20 protein-coding genes are annotated in these 17,687 nt (G+C 70.5%); 13 read left to right on the top strand and 7 right to left on the bottom strand.

The annotated features are described in order from the left end of the window. Nucleotides 1-25: 25 nt before the first annotated feature. From glpK to LIV37_RS07330, 13 genes are all read left to right on the top strand, one after another. Nucleotides 26-1,543, top strand: coding sequence for a glycerol kinase GlpK (gene glpK, locus LIV37_RS07390; RefSeq protein WP_020866476.1), 1,518 nt, complete (start codon nucleotides 26-28; stop codon nucleotides 1,541-1,543). Between the two features lie 161 nt (nucleotides 1,544-1,704). Further along, a complete protein-coding gene (locus LIV37_RS07385; protein ID WP_121826187.1) occupies nucleotides 1,705-2,850 on the top strand; it encodes a glutathione-independent formaldehyde dehydrogenase in 1,146 nt (381 codons plus the stop codon). Nucleotides 2,851-2,937: 87 nt separating this feature from the next. Continuing rightward, nucleotides 2,938-3,399 carry a hypothetical protein gene (locus LIV37_RS07380; RefSeq protein ID WP_020866474.1) on the top strand — a complete coding sequence of 154 codons (462 nt, stop codon included), beginning with the start codon at nucleotides 2,938-2,940 and terminating at the stop codon, nucleotides 3,397-3,399. Between the two features lie 5 nt (nucleotides 3,400-3,404). Beyond that, entirely contained in the window at nucleotides 3,405-4,445 is a 1,041-nt protein-coding gene (locus LIV37_RS07375) for an SRPBCC family protein (RefSeq protein ID WP_020866473.1), read from the top strand. Between the two features lie 30 nt (nucleotides 4,446-4,475). Continuing rightward, nucleotides 4,476-4,919 (top strand): gas vesicle protein GvpJ, encoded by a 444-nt coding sequence (gene gvpJ / locus LIV37_RS07370; RefSeq protein ID WP_121826188.1) that lies wholly within the window; start codon nucleotides 4,476-4,478, stop codon nucleotides 4,917-4,919. Then, entirely contained in the window at nucleotides 4,919-5,704 is a 786-nt protein-coding gene (locus tag LIV37_RS07365) for a GvpL/GvpF family gas vesicle protein (protein ID WP_020866471.1), read from the top strand. The genes gvpJ and LIV37_RS07365 overlap by 1 nt, the downstream gene beginning before the upstream one ends. A 2-nt stretch (nucleotides 5,705-5,706) precedes the next feature. Continuing rightward, complete coding sequence (locus tag LIV37_RS07360; protein WP_020866470.1) at nucleotides 5,707-5,958, top strand: gas vesicle protein GvpG; 252 nt, start codon at nucleotides 5,707-5,709, stop codon at nucleotides 5,956-5,958. Between the two features lie 3 nt (nucleotides 5,959-5,961). Further along, nucleotides 5,962-6,432 carry a gas vesicle protein GvpO gene (locus tag LIV37_RS07355; RefSeq protein WP_020866469.1) on the top strand — a complete coding sequence of 157 codons (471 nt, stop codon included), beginning with the start codon at nucleotides 5,962-5,964 and terminating at the stop codon, nucleotides 6,430-6,432. Beyond that, on the top strand, nucleotides 6,429-6,824 hold the full coding sequence (locus LIV37_RS07350) for a gas vesicle protein (RefSeq protein WP_020866468.1): 396 nt from the start codon (nucleotides 6,429-6,431) through the stop codon (nucleotides 6,822-6,824). The genes LIV37_RS07355 and LIV37_RS07350 overlap by 4 nt, the downstream gene beginning before the upstream one ends. Then, entirely contained in the window at nucleotides 6,821-7,630 is an 810-nt protein-coding gene (locus LIV37_RS07345) for a GvpL/GvpF family gas vesicle protein (RefSeq protein ID WP_020866467.1), read from the top strand. The genes LIV37_RS07350 and LIV37_RS07345 overlap by 4 nt, the downstream gene beginning before the upstream one ends. Beyond that, nucleotides 7,627-7,854 carry a gas vesicle protein gene (locus tag LIV37_RS07340; RefSeq protein WP_020866466.1) on the top strand — a complete coding sequence of 76 codons (228 nt, stop codon included), beginning with the start codon at nucleotides 7,627-7,629 and terminating at the stop codon, nucleotides 7,852-7,854. Before LIV37_RS07345 ends, LIV37_RS07340 begins: the two co-directional genes overlap by 4 nt. After that, complete coding sequence (locus LIV37_RS07335) at nucleotides 7,851-8,156, top strand: gas vesicle protein K (protein WP_020866465.1); 306 nt, start codon at nucleotides 7,851-7,853, stop codon at nucleotides 8,154-8,156. The genes LIV37_RS07340 and LIV37_RS07335 overlap by 4 nt, the downstream gene beginning before the upstream one ends. A 122-nt stretch (nucleotides 8,157-8,278) precedes the next feature. Next, nucleotides 8,279-9,370: a helix-turn-helix domain-containing protein gene (locus LIV37_RS07330; protein WP_020866464.1), complete on the top strand. Its 1,092-nt coding sequence runs from the start codon at nucleotides 8,279-8,281 to the stop codon at nucleotides 9,368-9,370. A 21-nt stretch (nucleotides 9,371-9,391) separates the two neighbouring features. On the opposite strand, the gene LIV37_RS07325 is transcribed toward LIV37_RS07330, so the two are convergent. From LIV37_RS07325 to LIV37_RS07295, 7 genes are all read right to left on the bottom strand, one after another. Further along, entirely contained in the window at nucleotides 9,392-11,293 is a 1,902-nt protein-coding gene (locus tag LIV37_RS07325; RefSeq protein WP_020866463.1) for a CocE/NonD family hydrolase, read from the bottom strand. A gap of 8 nt (nucleotides 11,294-11,301) precedes the next feature. Beyond that, a complete protein-coding gene (locus LIV37_RS07320) occupies nucleotides 11,302-12,246 on the bottom strand; it encodes a transporter substrate-binding domain-containing protein (RefSeq protein ID WP_020866462.1) in 945 nt (314 codons plus the stop codon). 53 nt (nucleotides 12,247-12,299) lie between these two features. Beyond that, the gene (locus LIV37_RS07315; RefSeq protein WP_020866461.1) at nucleotides 12,300-13,553 is read right to left on the bottom strand and encodes a dipeptidase; all 1,254 of its coding nucleotides are present in this window, start codon (nucleotides 13,551-13,553) and stop codon (nucleotides 12,300-12,302) included. Next, nucleotides 13,550-14,338, bottom strand: a complete 789-nt coding sequence (locus tag LIV37_RS07310; RefSeq protein ID WP_121825730.1) for an amino acid ABC transporter ATP-binding protein — start codon at nucleotides 14,336-14,338, stop codon at nucleotides 13,550-13,552. The genes LIV37_RS07315 and LIV37_RS07310 overlap by 4 nt, the downstream gene beginning before the upstream one ends. Then, a complete protein-coding gene (locus LIV37_RS07305; RefSeq protein ID WP_121825731.1) occupies nucleotides 14,335-15,243 on the bottom strand; it encodes an amino acid ABC transporter permease in 909 nt (302 codons plus the stop codon). Before LIV37_RS07305 ends, LIV37_RS07310 begins: the two co-directional genes overlap by 4 nt. A gap of 179 nt (nucleotides 15,244-15,422) precedes the next feature. Next, nucleotides 15,423-15,944, bottom strand: a complete 522-nt coding sequence (locus LIV37_RS07300; RefSeq protein ID WP_121825732.1) for a GNAT family N-acetyltransferase — start codon at nucleotides 15,942-15,944, stop codon at nucleotides 15,423-15,425. Further along, complete coding sequence (locus LIV37_RS07295) at nucleotides 15,944-17,092, bottom strand: LLM class flavin-dependent oxidoreductase (protein WP_020866457.1); 1,149 nt, start codon at nucleotides 17,090-17,092, stop codon at nucleotides 15,944-15,946. Before LIV37_RS07295 ends, LIV37_RS07300 begins: the two co-directional genes overlap by 1 nt. Nucleotides 17,093-17,687 lie beyond the last annotated feature (595 nt).

Here is a 17,687-nt window from a genome sequence, read left to right as displayed (position 1 = left end):
TACCCCACCCACGAGAGGCGGCAGCATGCCGGAATTCATCGGTGCGGTGGACCAGGGAACCACCAGCACCCGTTTCATGATCTTCAACCACGACGGTGACGAGGTGGCGCGGTACCAGCTGGAGCACCGCCAGATCCTGCCGCGCGCGGGGTGGGTCGAGCACGACCCGGTGGAGATCTACGAGCGCACCAACTCGGTGATGCAGAACGCCCTCCGCGCGGGCGGGCTGTCCCCCGCCGACCTGGCCGCGATCGGCATCACCAATCAGCGCGAGACCACGGTGATCTGGGATCCGCGCAACGGCCGCCCGTACTACAACGCCATCGTCTGGCAGGACACCCGCACCGACACCATCGCGGCCGCGCTGGAACGGAACGGCAAGGGCGAGGTGATCCGCCGCAAGGCGGGGCTGCCGCCCGCCACCTACTTCTCCGGCGGCAAGATCAAGTGGATCCTGGACAACGTCGAGGGCGTCCGCGAGGCCGCGGAGGCCGGCCATGCCCTCTTCGGCAACACCGACGCCTGGGTGCTGTGGAACCTCACCGGCGGTCCCGGTGCCGGCATCCACGCCACCGATGTCACCAACGCCAGCCGCACCATGCTGATGGACCTGGAGACGCTGGACTGGGACGACGAACTGCTGGAGATCTTCGGCATTCCGCGGGCCATGCTGCCGACGATCAACCCCTCCTCCCACCCCGAGGCGTACGGCCAGGCCCGCACCTCCCGCCCGCTGCGCACCGCGACGCCCATCACCGGCGTCCTCGGCGACCAGCAGGCGGCCACGGTCGGCCAGGTCTGCTTCGCCCCCGGCGAGGCCAAGAACACCTATGGCACCGGCAACTTCCTGCTGCTCAACACCGGAGCGGAGCTGATCCGCTCGGCCAGCGGGCTGCTCACCACCGTGGCGTACCAGTTCGGCGACAGCCCTCCCGTCTACGCCCTGGAGGGCTCGATCGCCGTCACCGGCTCGGCCGTCCAGTGGCTGCGCGACCAGATGAAGATGATCGACGACGCCCCGGGCAGCGAGCGGCTCGCCCGCACCGTCGAGGACAACGGCGGGGTGTACTTCGTGCCCGCCTTCTCCGGGCTCTTCGCCCCGTACTGGCGCTCCGACGCCCGCGGCGCGATCGTCGGCCTCACCCGCTTCAACACCAACGGCCATATCGCGCGCGCCACCCTGGAGGCCATCTGCTACCAGAGCCGGGACGTGGTCGAGGCCATGGAGCGGGACGCCGACATCCACATGGACGTTCTGCGGGTGGACGGCGGGGTCACCGACAACGATCTGTGCATGCAGATCCAGGCCGATGTGCTGGGCGTACCGGTCAGCCGCCCGGTTATCGCCGAGACCACCGCGCTGGGCGCCGCCTACGCCGCGGGGCTGGCCACGGGGTACTGGCGGGACACCGATGAGCTGCGCTCCCACTGGAGCGAGTCCAGACGGTGGGAGCCCCAGTGGGACGAGAGGACCAGGAAGGAGGGGTACACGGGCTGGAAGAAGGCCGTCCAGCGCACCCTGGACTGGGTCACCGTCGAGTAGGCCCGGCGGGGCGCGGGGCGAGACGGCCGCGCCGGACCCGGTTGCGCCGGGCGTCCCATGGCGGTTCGCTGGAAGTACCCGGTGGTGGCCGAGACACCCTGGGAACGTTCCGTGTCCGCCACCACCGCCGCCTGTCAGCGATCGACGCGGAGGTGATCCAGGTGAAAGCCGTCGTCTATGAGAAGCCCTACTCGGTGGCGGTGAGGGACGTCGACGATCCTCGGATCGAGCATCCGAACGATGTAATCGTGCGCGTCACCTCCAGCGCGATCTGCGGCTCCGATCTGCATATGTACGAGGGCCGGACGGCGGCCGAGCCCGGCATCGTCTTCGGGCACGAGAACCTCGGTGTGGTCGAGGAGACCGGTTCCGGCGTCGTCTCGCTCTCCAAGGGCGACCGCGTGGTCATGCCGTTCAACGTGGCCTGCGGATTCTGCAAGAACTGCCTCGCGGGCGACACCGGCTTCTGTCTCACCGTCAACCCGGGCTTCGCGGGCGGCGCCTACGGCTATGTGGCGATGGGCCCGTACAAGGGCGGCCAGGCCGATCGGCTGCGGGTGCCCTTCGCCGACTTCAACTGCCTGAAGCTGCCCCAGGGCGATGAGCTCGAGACCGACTTCATCCTGCTCGCCGACATCTTCCCGACCGGCTACCACGGCTGTGAGCTGGCCCAGGTCTCCCCGGGCGAGAGCGTGGCCGTCTACGGCGCCGGCCCGGTGGGGCTGATGGCCGCCTACTCCGCGCTGCTGCGCGGCGCCGCCACGGTGTTCGTGGTCGACCGGGTCCCCGAGCGGCTGGCGAAGGCCACGGAGATCGGCGCCGTCCCCATCGACTTCAGCAAGGGCGACCCGGTGCCGCAGATCGTGGACCGCACCGGCGGCGAGGGCACCGACAAGGGCATCGACGCGGTGGGCTACCAGGCCCAGGCGCACGACGCCAGCCATGAGGAGCCCGCGTCGGTGCTCAACTCGCTGGTCGACACCGTGCGGCCGACCGGTCGGCTCGGCGTGCCGGGGCTGTACGTCCCGTCCGACCCCGGCGGCCCCGATGAGCACGCCAAACGCGGTCAGCTGCTGGTCTCCATCGGCCGGATGTTCGAGAAGGGCCAGCGCATGGGCACGGGCCAGTGCAACGTCAAGCGCTACAACCGCCAGCTGCGCGACATGATCATCGCTGGGCGCGCCCGGCCCAGCTTCGTGGTCTCGCACGAACTGCCGCTGGACCAGGCCCCGCAGGCGTACGAGAAGTTCGACAAGCGGGTCGAGGGCTACACCAAAGTGGTGTTGCATCCGGCGCTCGCTGCCTGACACATCACTGAATAGGGTGATATGCACCATAATTGGTTCTGTGCACCCGAACGGCTGTCTCGTTCAGCTCCGGGAGGAGGAGCGATCATGAAGAACTCCCGGGTGGCACTGGCCTTCGTCAGTGGCTATCTCTTCGGGCGCGGCCACAGGGGGACCTTGGTCCTCGGCCTCGCCGGTCTCGCCGCGGGCAAGCGCATCAGCTCCGGTATCAGCCCACCGGGCGCCCAGCAACTGAAGTCCTCCGAGCTCGGCAGGCTCGGCCAGGAGATCGGGAGCCGCCTGGTCTCCGCGGGCCGGGAAGCGGCCATGTCGGCGGTCAGTAACCGCATGGACGCCCTGAGTGACCGGCTGGAGCAGCGCGCCGCGACCCTGCGCACCGGTGGCGCGGGGGACCGGGAGCCGGAGGCCGGGGAGCACGGGGAACCGGAGGAGAACGGGGAGCGCGGCGAGCGCGAGCGCACCGGCAGACAGCGCAAACCGGCCGACCGTCCGGCGCAGACCAGGAAGCGGACCGGCTCCGAAAATCCCGCGCGGCGAAGCCAGAGGTGAGGGCCATGGCTGAGGAAACCAAGGGGCGGGCCGGAGAGTTCGCCCAGGATCTGCCCACCGACCGCCTGCTGAAGGAGGCGCAGGGCCTGCTGGCGGCGCTGGGCGAACGGGCCCTGGAATCGGTCACCCACCTGGGCAACCCAGTGGGCAACCCCGGCACGGGCGCGCTGAAGGGCGGTCTGGAGCAGGTGAAGGACAAGGTCGTCGACACGGCCAAGGAACAGATGAAGGACCAGGTCAAGGGGAAGATCAAGGAGCAGGTCAAGGAGAAGGTCGTCGACAAGGCCAAGAGCATCATCCCGGGCCTCGGCGGCGGCGGTGACGGCGGCGGCAAGGGCGGCAAGAAGCTCAAGGTCACCAACATCGTGGAGCAGATGGACGTCGGCGCGCCCCTCTCCCTCACCTACAACCTCTGGACGGAGTGGGAGAACTTCCCCTCGTACATGAAGAAGGTCGAGGACGTCCAGAACGAGGCCGACGAGGACCGCGAGGACGAGGCCGGGACGGAATCCGAGTGGAAGGCCCAGGTCTTCTGGTCGCACCGCAAGTGGCGCGCCGAGGTCATCGAGCAGGTGCCGGACAAGCGCATCATCTGGAAGTCGCGGGCCGACAAGGGCCATGTCGACGGCACGATCACCTTCCACGAGCTGGCCCCCGACCTCACCCGCATCCTGTTCGTCCTGGAGTACTGGCCGCAGGGCTTCATGGAGCGCACCGGCAATCTCTGGCGCGCCCAGGGCCGCCGGGTGCGCCTGGAGATGAAGCACTTCCGCCGTCACCTCATGCGCGAGGTGCTGCTCGATCCCGACGAGGTCGTGGGCTGGCGCGGCGTGGTGCGCGACGGCGAGATCGTGGAGGACGACGAGCGAGAGGGGCGGGAGGAAGAGGAGGAAGAGCCCGAGGAGCGCGAGGAGCCCGAGGAGGACGACGAGCGCCACGGCGAATACGAGGACGAGGAGCCCGAGGAGTACGAGGACGAAGAGCCCCGGGACGAAGACGAAGAGGAGTACGAGGAGGAGCCCGCACGGCGCCGCGCGCGCCGCTGACGGACCCCGCCCGCGGAACGGGTGAGCGCGGTGACCGTTGCACGGCAGCAGCAGAGTCAGTATCTGGACCGGGCGAGTTCCAGCGCCCTGGTCGACGTGGTCGACCTCATCCTGGACAAGGGCCTGGTCATCGATGTGTATGTGCGGGTGTCCCTGGTGGGCATCGAGATCCTGACCATCGACGCCCGTATCGTCGTCGCCAGCGTGGACACGTATCTGCGGTTCGCGGAGGCGACCAACCGGCTCGACCTCGCCCGCAGCGGCACCGAAACCCATGGTCTGCCCGGCCTCATGGACGAGATCCAGGAGAGCGGCGGCAAGAAGAAGACCAAGGGCGCGCTGGAGGGCGTCAAGGAATCGGTCTCGGACCTGCTGCGGGACGATGACGACGAGGACCGGGAACCCGAGGCCGAGGAGCGCGAGCGGCCCCGGCGCACCAGGGGTTCCCACAGCCACAGGGAGCGCGAGCGGTGATGGCCGAGGACGAACGTGCCTGCTACGTCTACGGGGTCGTCACGGACGACCGGCCCGATGAGTCGGTCAAGGACCTGCCCGCCGTCGGGGACCCGGAGGCCCCGGTGACCCTGGTCCGCCACGGCGGCCAGGCCGCCGTGGTCAGCGAGGTGCCCGTCGACAAGCCGCTGGGCACCCCCGAGGACCTGCGCACCCACGCCAGGGTGCTGGACCACCTGGCCGCGCAGGGCTCACCGGTGCTGCCGTTCCGCTTCGGCACCGTGGTGCGCGACACCGCGGCGGTGGCGGACGAGCTGCTGGCCGAGGGGCACGACGACTTCGCCCGCGGCCTCGACCGGCTCCGCGGCCGTACGCAGCTCACCGTGCGGGCCCGCTATGACCAGGACGCCGTGCTGCGCGAGGTGGTGACCGAACAGCCGGAGGCCAGACGGCTCCGCGACGAGCTGCGGGGGCTGCCCGAGGAGGCCGGCTACGAGCAGCGGGTCGAGCTCGGCCAGCTCGTCATGGACAGCATCGCCGCGAAGCGGAGCGTGGACGCGCTGGAGCTCGACCGGCGGCTCGCGCCGTACGCGCTGGGCTCGGTGTCGGAGGAGCCGGCGTCCTCCGAAGGGCTGGTCAACGCCTCGTTCCTGGTGGAGGACGCGAAACGGCAGGCGTTCGAGGAGGCGGCGGAGGAGCTCGCCGCGCACTGGCACGGCCGGGTCCGGATGCGACTGCTCGGCCCGCTGGCGCCGTACGACTTCGTGGCCGACGCGACGCTCGAAGGGAAGGAAGGCGACGAGTAGCCATGGGACTGTTCACCGGCCTGGCCACGATGCCGCTGGCCCCGGTGCGGGGAGTCGTCTGGATCGCCGAGCGGATCCATGACGAGGCCCATCGGCAGCTGTACGACCCCGAGGTGATCAAGCAGCGGCTGGAGGAGGTCGCGGAGGCCCGGGAGAACGGGGAGCTCACCGAGGAGGAGGCGGCCCGGGAGGAGGACGAGTTGGTCCGCAGACTGATGTCCCAGGGGCCGCCCGGCGGGGGCCTGGAGGTATGAGCCGTGCCCCGCGAACGTCCCCGCGAGGAACGCCACCGCGAGGAGAGGCCGCGCCCCCGGTCCCGTGAGGAACGGTCCCGTGAGGAACGGCCGCGCGAGGAACGGTCCCGCGAGGAGCGCGCCCGGCGCGAGCATGAGCCCGAGCGGGACCGGCGCGAGGGCGAGCCGGAACGGGAGCGGCGCGAGCCCGAGCGGGAGCGCCCCCGCGCCCGGCGTCCCGCCCTCGTGGCCCGCGACGCCGCGCGCAGCGCGGCCCGCCATGTGCAGGGGCTGACCGGGCGGACCCCGGAGGGCGTCACCTCGCTGGAGCGCACGGAGGACGGCTGGACCATCGGTATCGAGGTCGTCGAGACCCACCGGATCCCGGACTCCACCGACCTCCTCGCCGAGTACCAGGTCGAGCTGGACGACCGCGGCGAACTCGTCTCCTACCGCCGCACCGAGCGCTACTACCGGGGCAGGGCGGAGACATGAACCAGAGCTCCGACTGGAACCCACCGGTCCGGCGCACCGGCGCCGCACGCGAACCCGACCGCCGGGGCGCCGAGCCGTCCAGCCTGGCCGACATCCTGGAGCGGGTGCTCGACAAGGGCATCGTCATCGCGGGCGACATCCAGATCAATCTGCTGGACATCGAACTGCTGACGATCAAGATCCGGCTGCTGGTCGCCTCCGTCGACCGGGCCAAGGAGATGGGCATCGACTGGTGGGAGCACGACCCCTCGCTGTCCTCCGGCGCCCGGGACGTCCTGGAGGAGAACGAGCGGCTGCGGCGGCGCGTCGGCGAGCTGGAGGACGGCCGCGGCGCGCGCCGGGAGGACGACGACCACGAGGACCACGGCGTGGAGCGGGAGGACGAACGGTGAACGGTTCCCTCGCCACCTGGCTGTACGCGGTGACGGCCGTCCCGGAGGACGGCACCCCGCCACGGGAGCTCACCGGAGTGGCGGACGAGCCGGTGCGCCTGGTGGAGGCCGCCGGGCTGGCCGCCGTCGTGGGCTCCGTACCGCTGGAGGACTTCGGCGAGGACGCGCTGCGCGACCATCTGGAGGACCTGGAGTGGCTGGAGCGCACCGCCCGCGCCCACCACCGGGTGATCAACGGCGCGGCCCGCCACGGCCAGGTCATCCCGCTGCGCTTCGCCACGCTCTACCACGACGACGACCGGGTCCGCGCGATGCTCCAGGAGCGCCGGGACGACTTCACGGCCACGCTGCGGCGGGTGGCGGGCCGCACCGAGTGGGGCGTCAAGGGGTATGTCGACCCCAGGTCCTTCCTGCCCGACCCGGACGAGCCCACCGACGCCGGGGAGAGCCCCGGAACCGCCTATCTGCTGCGGCGGCGGGCCCAGCGGCAGGACCAGGAGACCGCGCATCTGCGCGCGACCGAGCGGGCGGAGGAGGTCCACGCCTCGCTCGCCGCGCTGGCGGTGGCCACGGCCGCCCATCCACCGCAGGACACCGCGCTGGCCGCGTACGAGGGGTGGATGGTGCTGAACAACTCCTATCTGGTGCCCGACGCCCTCGGTGCGGAGTTCACCGCCCTGGTGACCGACCTGGGGGAGCGCTACCCCGCCATCACCCTGGAGGTCAGCGGCCCCTGGCCGCCGTACTCCTTCACCGCCCCGCCGAACCGGGTGGAAGAGGCCCAGCCGGAGGAGACGCCGTCGTGACCCGGGCGATCGAGCGGCGGGAGGTGGCCCTGGTCGACCTGCTCGACCGGGTGCTCGCCGGAGGCGTGGTGATCGCGGGGGAGATCACCCTGAGCATCGCCGACATCGACCTGGTGCGGATCTCGCTGCGCGCCCTGATCGCCTCCGTACGGGTGGAGAACGAGGAGGGGCGGGAGGGAGACCGCCATGACCGCCGTGAACGCCGTGAAGGGGGGCCGCCATGACCGATGACCGCGCTCCCCGGCGGCCCGGGCGGCGGATCGAGGTGGACGAGGAGTCGGTCCGCAGGAGCCTGGCCGGTCTGGTGCTCACCATCGTCGAACTGCTGCGGCAGCTCATGGAGCGGCAGGCGCTGCGCCGCGTCGAGCAGGGCGGCATCAGCGATGAGCAGATCGAGGAGCTCGGGCTGACGCTGATGGCCCTGGAGCGGAACATGGCCGAGCTGCGGGAGCACTTCGGGCTGACCGAGGACGACCTCAACCTGGACCTGGGCCCGCTGGGCCCCCTGCTGCCCCGCGACCGCTGACCGGCCCAGAAACCCCCGGCCAGTCCCGAACACAGCCCCTGACCCGCCGCTGACCAGGCAGTCCGATGCCGATTCGCGAGACACCCGGGCCGGGTCCGGCAGCCGCCGAGTAATGTGCGGGTGTGGGGATCACGCTCAACCTCCAGCGCGCCCAACCGGCCGACGTGCACGTCGGCCGGTCACCGCTGGCCGAGCTCATGTCAACGCTGCACATCATGGCCGAGCCCGACCACCACCCCGAGGCCCAGCGCTGGACGCGGCGGCTCGGGACGGCGCTCGCCCCCTCCCTCGCCCATGAGATGAGCGCCCTGTCCCCGCTGTGGGCCCGGCTCCGCTGCCGGCTGCTGTTCCCGCTGGAGCTCCCGCTGGACCAGCCCTTCGAGGACGAGCTGCGCCATCTGGAGAAGCTGCCGCTCGAGGAGTTCGTGGGCCTGTGCTCCCAAGGGGTGCTCGGCTTCCGTGAGGCCGTGCCCCCGGCCAGAAGGCTGCTCACCGACCCGGAGGCCGCCGAGCGCTATGTGGAGCAGTGCGAGCGGCGCTCCTTCCGGCGGGGCGAGCTGGCCCACGACCTGGTGGGCTCGCCCGAGGGGCTGCGCGACCGGCTCCTGAGCTTCCTGGACTCCTGCGCCGAGGCGTTCTTCGCCTCCGAGTGGCGCACGGTCCGCGACCGGCTGGAGTCGGCCGCCGCCCGGGTCCGTGCCGACATCCGGCGGCGCGGTCTGGCCGAGGTGCTGGCCGGGCTCAGCCCGACCGCGGTGGTCTCCCGGGGCGGCTCGCGGGTGCGCTACGACAAGCTGGCCGTCGCCGAGATCGAGATCGGCCCGCGCCCGCTCTTCCTGCTCCCCTCCGTCCATGTCTGGCCGCATCTGACCGTCAAGGACGAGGAGTGCCACCCCGTGGTGCTCCAGTTCGCCGCCCAGGAGGGCGGCACAACCGATCAGCTGACCCAGGCCGAGCTGCGGGCCCGGATGTCCGCGCTGGCGTCCCTGGGCCGGATGGAGCTGTGCCGCCATCTGCTGGGCGAGCCCATCACCACCTCGGAGCTGGCCCAGCGGCTGGGGCTCGCCGATACCCAGGTCTCCCGCACCCTGCGCCAGCTCAGGGACGCCGGGCTCATCGAGTCCGAGCGCGAGGGCAAGTACGTCTACCACCGGCTGGCCACCAGCACCCTGCTCCGGCTGGGGCAGGACGTGCTGACGACCATCATGCGGTGACGGCCGTACGCCGACCGCCGATCAGCCCGGCTGGGTCCACAGCAGCACCGCCGAGGGGTGGTCCGCGTCCATGTGGACGCGGTTGGTCGCCACCACCTTGCGGCGGCTCACCGCCTCCGGCACCCCCGTGTTGGAATTGACGTCGAACCGGGGGAAGTCGCTCGAGGAGATGTCCACCCGCAGCCGGTGACCGGCCTCGAAGCGGTTGGCCGTGTCCGGCGCCGGGATCTCGATCTCGTAGACCTCACCCGGCTCCAGCGGCTCCGGGCGCTCGAAGGACTTGTGGAAGCGGCAGCGGAAGATGCCCTCGGTGAGGTTCATCGCGAAGCCGTGCGGATAGTCCTCGTTCGGCGGATGCACATCGACCAGCTTCACCGTGAAGTCGGTGTCCGGCGCGGACGAGGAGATGAACAGGCGCGCGGTGACCGGCCCGGCCACCACCAGCGGCTCCTCCAGCGGCGGGGTGGCCAGCGAGATCACATCGGGCCGGGAGTTCAGCGGCAGATACGGCGGGCGGGCACCGTAGAACCGCTCGTCCGGCACCTGGTCGAAGGCGCCGCCGACCATCACCGGCTCACCCGAGGTGACCTGGCCGCCGAGCGTGGGCACCGGGTCGTTCGGGTCGAAGTCGTACTCCACCCAGGCCCGTGCCGCCGTCGGCCGCTCCCGGCTCAGCTCGCCCGATGGGTGGCAGTAGTACGCGGTCTCCCGGGTCCCGGCCGGGGGCCACTGGGTGTCGGTGTGCCAGCGGCCGCCGTGCCGCATCCGCCCGGCCCCGTCCCGCCGGCCGTCCCCGCCGCCCATCAGGAAGTACTGGACCCGCGGGATCGAGTCCGGGTCGCCGCCCCCCAGCACCGCGTCGAACCACCGCTGCCGGAACGACAGATACGAGGTGTCCACATTGCCACTGAGGGTGGCGGCGGGCCCGAAGTCCACATCACCGGCGAAGGTGACACAGCGCAGCCCGTGTTTCCACGGCCCCATCACCAGATACGCCGGGGACCGCTTGAGCCGGCCCATGGCGGTGAAGTTCTCGATGGTGGAGCGGACATACGGGTCGTACCAGCTCGACATGTGCAGCGTCGGCACGTCCGGGAAGCGGTCGTAGTGGCCGCGCCCGTAGATGGCCGGCTGGCGCCAGTACGCCCCGAAGGCGTCATGGCGCCACTGGTCCAGCAGATAGCGCTCGTAACTGTCCACCTGGCGCAGCGGTGAGACGCCGGTCCGCCACGGCAGCACGGTGAACCAGTCGCGCAGATCCGTCCCCGCGAACGCCTTGCGCACCAGCGGGTCCCGCTCCGCCTCCGGGCTCTCCTCACCGTGCCGGAAGGCCCAGGTGATCTGCTTGAGCTCGAAGGCGCCGCCCATCCGCATCCCGGCCTCGTAGGCGCTGGCGAAGCCGCCGGAGTCCATGAACATCGCGGACAGCCCGGCGGGGGACTCGGCCGCGGCGGCCGTCTGGGCGTGGGCCGAGTAGGACACGCCCATCATGGCCACCCGGCCGTCGCACCAGGGCTGAGCGGCGATCCAGTCGATGGTGTCCGCCCCGTCCGGCCCCTCGCCGAGGTACTTCACGAAGGTGCCCTCGGAGTCCCCGCGGCCCCGGCAGTCCTGCCGCACCACGTGGTACCCCGCGCGGACGAAGAACGCCGAGGTCTCCTCGGGCGTCGGTACCGGCTCGTCGTGGCGGCTGCGGTCGGAGTCGCGCATCTGCCGGCGGCCGTAGGGGGTCCGCTCCAGGATTACCGGGCGGGGCCCCGGCCGCTCCCGGTCGGTGAAGAGATCGGCGGCCAGGACGATCCCGTCCCGCATCGGGACGCGCAGAGTGCGTCGCCACACCCGCTCGTCCAGCCGGCGGGCGGACTCCTCGCGGGCCGCCCGCCCTCTGTCGCCGGTCGTTTCGGTCTGACTGGTTCGTGCCATGGAAGATCTCACTGGGTCTGGGATTGCTTGGAGCCGTTGAGGGCGATCTGGTCCCGGGTGACGGTGGACAGCGGCAGCCCCCACTGGCCGAAGAGCTTGGCGTAGGTGCCCGATTCGTACAGCTTCCGCAGCCCCTTGACGATCACGGGCGCGAGCCCGGAGTCCTTCTTGGCCTGGATGCCGTAGATGGCCGTCGCCGCGGGCAGGTCCAGCATGTCCTTCAGCTCGAGCGTCTCGAAGCGGTCGTGCGAGTTCTGGCTCACCGAGGTGTTGGAGGCGCTGGGCGCGGCCACCGCCTCCACCCGCTTGCTCTGCAGCGCCAGCGAGGCGGCGGGCAGATCGGTGTAGAGCTTCACGTCCACCGACGGCTTGCCCTTCGCGGCACAGCGCTTGTTCTGCGCCGCGAGCACGTTCTGCGTTCCGGCGCCCTTCTCGACGCCGACCTTGTGGCCGCAGACCTCGAGGCCGTTCTTGGGGCGGAAGGAGCCGTCCGAGAGCACCATCATCGTCACACTGCTCTGCGCGAAGTCGGCGAAGTCCACCTCCTTCTGGCGCTCGGTGAAGTCACCGGAGGGCGCGCTGAGGTCGATCCGGCCGGACTTCAGCCCCGGGATGACCGCGTCGAAGTTGGTCCGCTCCACCTTGATCTTTATGTCGAGCAACGAGGAGAGCTGCGCGGCCAGTTCGGGGACCAGCCCGGTGATCTTCCCGTCGGACTCGAAGGTGACATACGGCGCGTACTCGCTGACGCCCATGACCAGCGTCTTCTTGGTGTAGGCCCGGGGCACCTCGGCGGCCAGCGCGCTGTCCTTGGGCTCAGGGGCGAGCGTGACCGCCGGACGGCTCTTGCTGTCCTTGCCGTCCTCGGGGGTGTCGTCCACCGAACAGGCCGACAGGCCGAGGGTCAGACAGGCCAGCAGGGCGCATGCGGCGACATGGGGACGGTTGCGCATGGGTGCTCCATTCCGGGAGGTGGGGGGTGGCGGATGCGGAAGTACGGGACCGGTCAGCGGCCCCAGACGGTCTCGGCGACGCGCCGTACGTTACCCCCGGCCAGCTTGGCCACGTCCGCTTCGGAGTAGCCGCGGTCGAACAGCCACCGGATCATGTTGCCGACGGCCTCCGCGGGGTTCTCACAGCCCCGTACGTACTCGACCTCCTCGTGCGGCGGCAGTTCGGGGGCCTTGCCGTCGTGCGCGTCGTCCTTGCCGAAGAGCGGGGCGAACGTCCGGTGCCAGGCCGTGTGATCGCCGAAGTTGGTGTCCGGCCCGAAGGCCACGTGGTCGATGCCGACCAGATCGATGCACCGCTCGATGTGCTCCATCACCGAGTCCAGATCGTGCCGGGGGTGCCGGGCGGTGATGGTCGTATGCGGCGCCGCCTCGACGCCGATGAACCCGCCGGATCCGGCGCAGGCCCGGATCACGTCGTCGGGCTTCATCCTCGGGGTCGGCCACAGCGCCCGGGATCCGGCATGGGTGATCACCACGGGGGCGGTGGAGCGGCGCACGGCGTCCAGGGCCGTCGCGTCCCCGCTGTGCGAGACATCGACGATGATCCCGAGGTCGGTCATCCGGCGCAGCGCCCGGCGGCCGAGCAGGGTCAGACCGGTGTCCCCGGCGTCGGCGAGCCCCGAACCCAGCTGGTTGCTCTCGCTGTAGACCAGGCCGAGCAGCCGTACGCCCAGACCGTAGAGCAGATCGAGCCGGTCGATGTCATTGCCGATGGGGGAGGCGGACTCCAGGGTCAGCACCACCCCCACCTGGTCGCCGGCCCGGGCCCGGTCGGCGTCCTCGAGGGTGCGGACGGGCGCCACCAGCCGCTGATGGGCGAGGTCCGCCTGGCGCATGGCCAGATCGCTGACCGCGTCGTCCCAGTCCCAGGGGGCATGGGAGCGGATCATGCTCACCGCGGCCGGGCCGCCGTCGAAGAACAGGTCCACCCCCGAGTGGGCGATGCCCTCGTAGGGGATCGACTCCCGGCCCTGGCGGCGGTATGCGGCGAAGTCGCCCGGATCGGCTGGGCGCAGCGAGAGGTGGTCATGGGCGGAGACCACCAGATGGCGCTCCTCGAAGTCCCGCGCGCGGACCTCGACGTCCTCGCTCCACTCCAGCGCGGCCCCGGGGACCCGTCCGCGCGCGGGCGCCAGCTCGAAGGCGCGGTAGTCCGCCCCGGCCGCCAGGTACTGGTACGAGCGGTAGGAGTCCCACAGCTTCAGGCGCCGGGCGGTCTTGGCGGGCAGGGGCAGTTCGGTGCTCATGGGCTGACCTTCGACAGGAACATGCGGGTGCGGTCGTGTGAGGGAGCGCGCAGCAGCGCGTCCGGGGTGCCCTCCTCGACGATCCGGCCGTCGTCCATGAAGACGATCCGGTCGGCCACATCGGCGGCGAAGCGCATCTCATGGGTGACGACGACCAGCGTCATGCCGTCGCGGGCCAGATCCTTGATGACGCTGAGGACCTCCTGCACCATCTCGGGGTCCAGGGCGGAGGTGGGCTCGTCGAAGAGCATCACCTTGGGGCGCATCGCCAGGGCGCGGGCGATGGCCACCCGCTGCTGCTGGCCGCCGGAGAGCTTGTCCGGATAGCTGTCCAGCTTGTGGGCGAGCCCCACCCGGGTCATCAGCTCCACGGCCCGTGCGTCGGCCGCGGCCTTGGAGAGCCCGAGCACCCGGCGCGGGGCCTCCACGATGTTCTCGCGGGCGGTGAGGTGCGGGAACAGATTGAAGCTCTGGAACACCATGCCCATCGCCGAGCGCTGGGCGGCCAGCTCCCGGGCGCCGAGGTCATGCAGGGTGCGCCCGCGCAGCTGATAGCCGATCACGCTGCCGTCGACCACCACCACGCCCTGGTCGGGCACTTCGAGGTGGTTGACACAGCGCAGGAGTGTGCTCTTCCCGGATCCCGAGGGGCCGATCAGGCAGACCGTCTCACCTCGGTGGATATCCAGGGAGATGCCGTGCAGCACCTCGGTGCCGCGGAACGACTTACGGATCCCGCGCAGGGAGACGATGGCCTGCGATTCCATTTGCGATGCCGCGGTCATACCGAGTGCTCGATCCTCTTCACTTTCCCGGCCTTGTCGGCCGAAATCAGGGTGTGTCGTCCCAGACGTCGCTCCAGGCGCTGCTGAAGAAGAGTAATGACGCCAGTGATGATCATGTACCAAATGGCGGCCACGATCAACAGTGGAACGGTCTGGAAGTTCTTGGCGTAAATCAGCTGGACCGAGTAGAGCAGGTCGGCCAGGGTGATCACGCTGACCAGGGAGGTGGCCTTGAGGAGAGATATCAGCTCATTTCCCATCGGAGGGACGATCACCCGCAGGGCCTGGGGGAGGGTGATGCGGAAGAAGATCTGAGCCGGCGTCAAACCCAGTGCGGACGCCGCCTGACGCTGGCCATCGGGCACGGCCAGCAGCCCGGACCGGATCAACTCCGCGATGTAGGCGGTCTCGTGGAGGGTCAGGCCGATGATCGCGGCGGTCAGCGGGCCGATGACGCTGTTCGAATCGAAGGTGACGAAACGCGGCCCCCAGGGAATGCCGAGGGACAGCGTCGGAAAGAGGGCCGCGAGATTGTACCAGAAAAGCAGCTGCACCAGCATCGGAATGGAGCGGAAAACCCAGATGAAGGCGGCCGCGACCGTGGACATGAGCCGGGAACCGCCCATGCGCATCAAGGCGACCAAAGTGCCGCACACCAAAGAGAGCACCATGGTCGCCGCGGTCATTCCAATACTGACCCCGATGCCCTTCATCACCCGGATCTCGAAGAAGTATTTGCCGACGGTTTCCCACTCGAAACGAGGGTTGGTGAATATTGTGGTCACCGCCATCGCGGCCAGTACCAGCACGATCGCATTGGCCACCAGAAGTCCGGGACGCCGTCGCTTCGCGCGTTTGAGCACGGATGGCTCGGGTAGTGCATCGACGTTCAGGACTTTGGTCATGGCATGCCTTCGGACGGTCGGGTCGCGGCAGAATTACCGCATCCTAAAACCGCACCCACGGGAGCCCGGCAACAGTTGACACAGAACAGTCAACCGTAAACGGGGGAATGCGTCCGTCCGCCCGGAGCGGCCGGGCGGACGGAGACGGACACGCGTTGGCGGAGGGCGCTGCGCCGCGCCTAAAGCCCCTTTTCGAACGGGAGCGGACCGATGCTCTCCGGATCGGCCGAGACATCGAACAGCGGGGTGTAGCCGGTGGCCAGATACAGTCCGCGCGCCTCCGGCTGGCGGGGCCCGGTGGTGAGGTAGATCCGGCGGTAGCCGCGCTCGGCGGCCGACCGCTCCAGCTCCGCCACCACCCGGCGGGCCAGCCCGCGCCGCCGGTGGCCCGAGTGCGTCCAGATCCGCTTGAGCTCGGCCGTCCGCTCGTCGTACCGCCGGTACGCGCCCCCGGCGACCGGCTCACCGCCGTCCAGCAGCAGGAGCAGCTCCCCGCGCGGCGGGGCGAACTCCTCGGCCGGATAGCGGTTCAGCTCACGGTCGGCCGCCCTGCCGTAGCGGGTGGAGTACTCATGCGCCAGCTCACGCAGCAGCGGTTCGACCCGCGGGTCGTCCACGGCCACCCGGACCACCGTCAGCTGTGGCTGTGGCTGTGACTTCTGTGGCTGTGGATGTGGCTGTGGCTCGGCCACGGAGGTCATCAGCGCACCGCCGCGAGGGTCTGCGGGCCCCGGGCCGCGCGCTCGGCGTCCCGCTTGGCGACCTCTTCGCGGACGATCGGGATGACATGGCGGCCGAAGTCGATCGCGTCGCCCAGCAGGTCGTACCCGCGTGCGGAGAGGATGTCCACGCCCAGGTCGTAGTAGTCCAGCAGCGCCTGCGCCACCGTCTCCGGCGTGCCCACCAGGGCGTTGGAGTTGCCCGCGCCACCGGTGGCGGCGGCGGTCGGGGTCCACAGCGCCCGGTCGTAGCGCTCGCCCGCCTCGGCGATGGAGATCAGCCGCTTTGAGCCGACGTTTTGAGGAGACGCGGCTTCTGGGACGCCCCTGGGGTGGTGGCGCACGTTCGTCGCCTCGCCCCGCTCCTTGCGGGCGCGGATGGCGTCCACCGTGCGGTGCGCCTTCTCCCAGGCCAGCTCCTCGGTCGGGGCGATGATCGGCCGGAACGCCACCTGGATCCTCGGTACGTCGCTCCGCCCGGCCGCGGCGGCGGCCGCCCTCACCGCCGCGATCTGCTCGGCGGTCCGCTCCAGCGGCTCGCCCCACAGGCAGTAGACGTCGGCCTCGGCCCCGCCGGCCGCGTAGGCCGCGGGGGAGGAGCCGCCGAAGGAGACGCCCGGGCGCGGCTGCTGGACCGGGAAGACATCGCTGACGAAGTCATGGAAGCGGTAGTGCTCGCCCTCGTGGTCGAAGGGCTCCTGGGTGGTCCAGATCTTCTTGACGATCCGTATGTACTCGCGGGTGCGCGCGTAGCGCTCGTCCTTGGAGAGGGTGTCGCCCTCACGCCGCTGCTCGTGGTCGTTGCCGCCGGTGATGAAGTGCACCGTCAGCCGTCCGTCGCTGATCTGGTCGAGCGTGGCGAACGTCTTCGCGGCGTACGTCGGATAGGAGACGTTGGGCCGGTGGGCCAGCAGGAGCCGGAGCCGGTCCAGCCGGGCGGCGATGTACGCGGCGGCGGGCGCGGGATCGGGCGAGCCGGAGCCGTAGGCGAACAGCACCCGGTCCCAGCCGTGGTCCTCATGGGCCCGGGCGAGCCGCAGGGTGTACTCCTTGTCGAAGGCCGCGCCGGAGCGCGGCCCGGTCTCGGAGCCGTCGTTGGTGGCGGCGATGCCGAGGAACTCCACGGGCATGGGGTGACCTTTCGGAAGGCGGAGAAGCCGAGGAAGGTGAGAAAGCGGGAAGCGCCACGGACCCGGAAGGCGGCGTTGGCCTACCGGGGGTGATGGCGCGTCAGGCGCGGGAAGCGGCGGGCGAGGGCCCGGGATGGATCAGAGGAGGGCGGCGGCCGGTCGGGCGGCCCGCTGCCGGGTCAGCCGGAACAGGAGGCGGACCACACCCGACCGAAGTCGATGTGGTCGCGGGTGACCAGGGGCAGCTCAGTCCTCACTCGCATCATTCAGCACCTCAGGGGCGTGTTCCGTCAACCGCTGTCCACATGATGGCCCGTATGCGCCCTGTCGCGGCAAAGCCGCCCGTATCCCCCTCGCCGTGGTGGAGGCGGGCGGGGGATACGTCCCTCAACTGGGGCTCCGCCCCAGACCCCGCTCCTCAATCGCCGGAGGGGCTGATTTCAGCCCGTCAGGGGGCACCTCCCAGCGGTAGCTGGGGGAGATTGCGGACACGCCCGAAGGGCGTCCGGGGTCCAGGGGCGAAGCCCCCCACGCGGCGGAGCCGCATATCGTCAGGTGTCGGGAAGGGGCGGGGAGGGGAAAGTACCGACCTGCG

The organism is Streptomyces rapamycinicus NRRL 5491, from assembly GCF_024298965.1.
Lineage (GTDB): Bacteria > Actinomycetota > Actinomycetes > Streptomycetales > Streptomycetaceae > Streptomyces > Streptomyces rapamycinicus.
The sequence above is the reverse complement of the archived record's forward strand: the minus strand, read 5'-3'. Positions and strand labels throughout refer to the sequence as shown.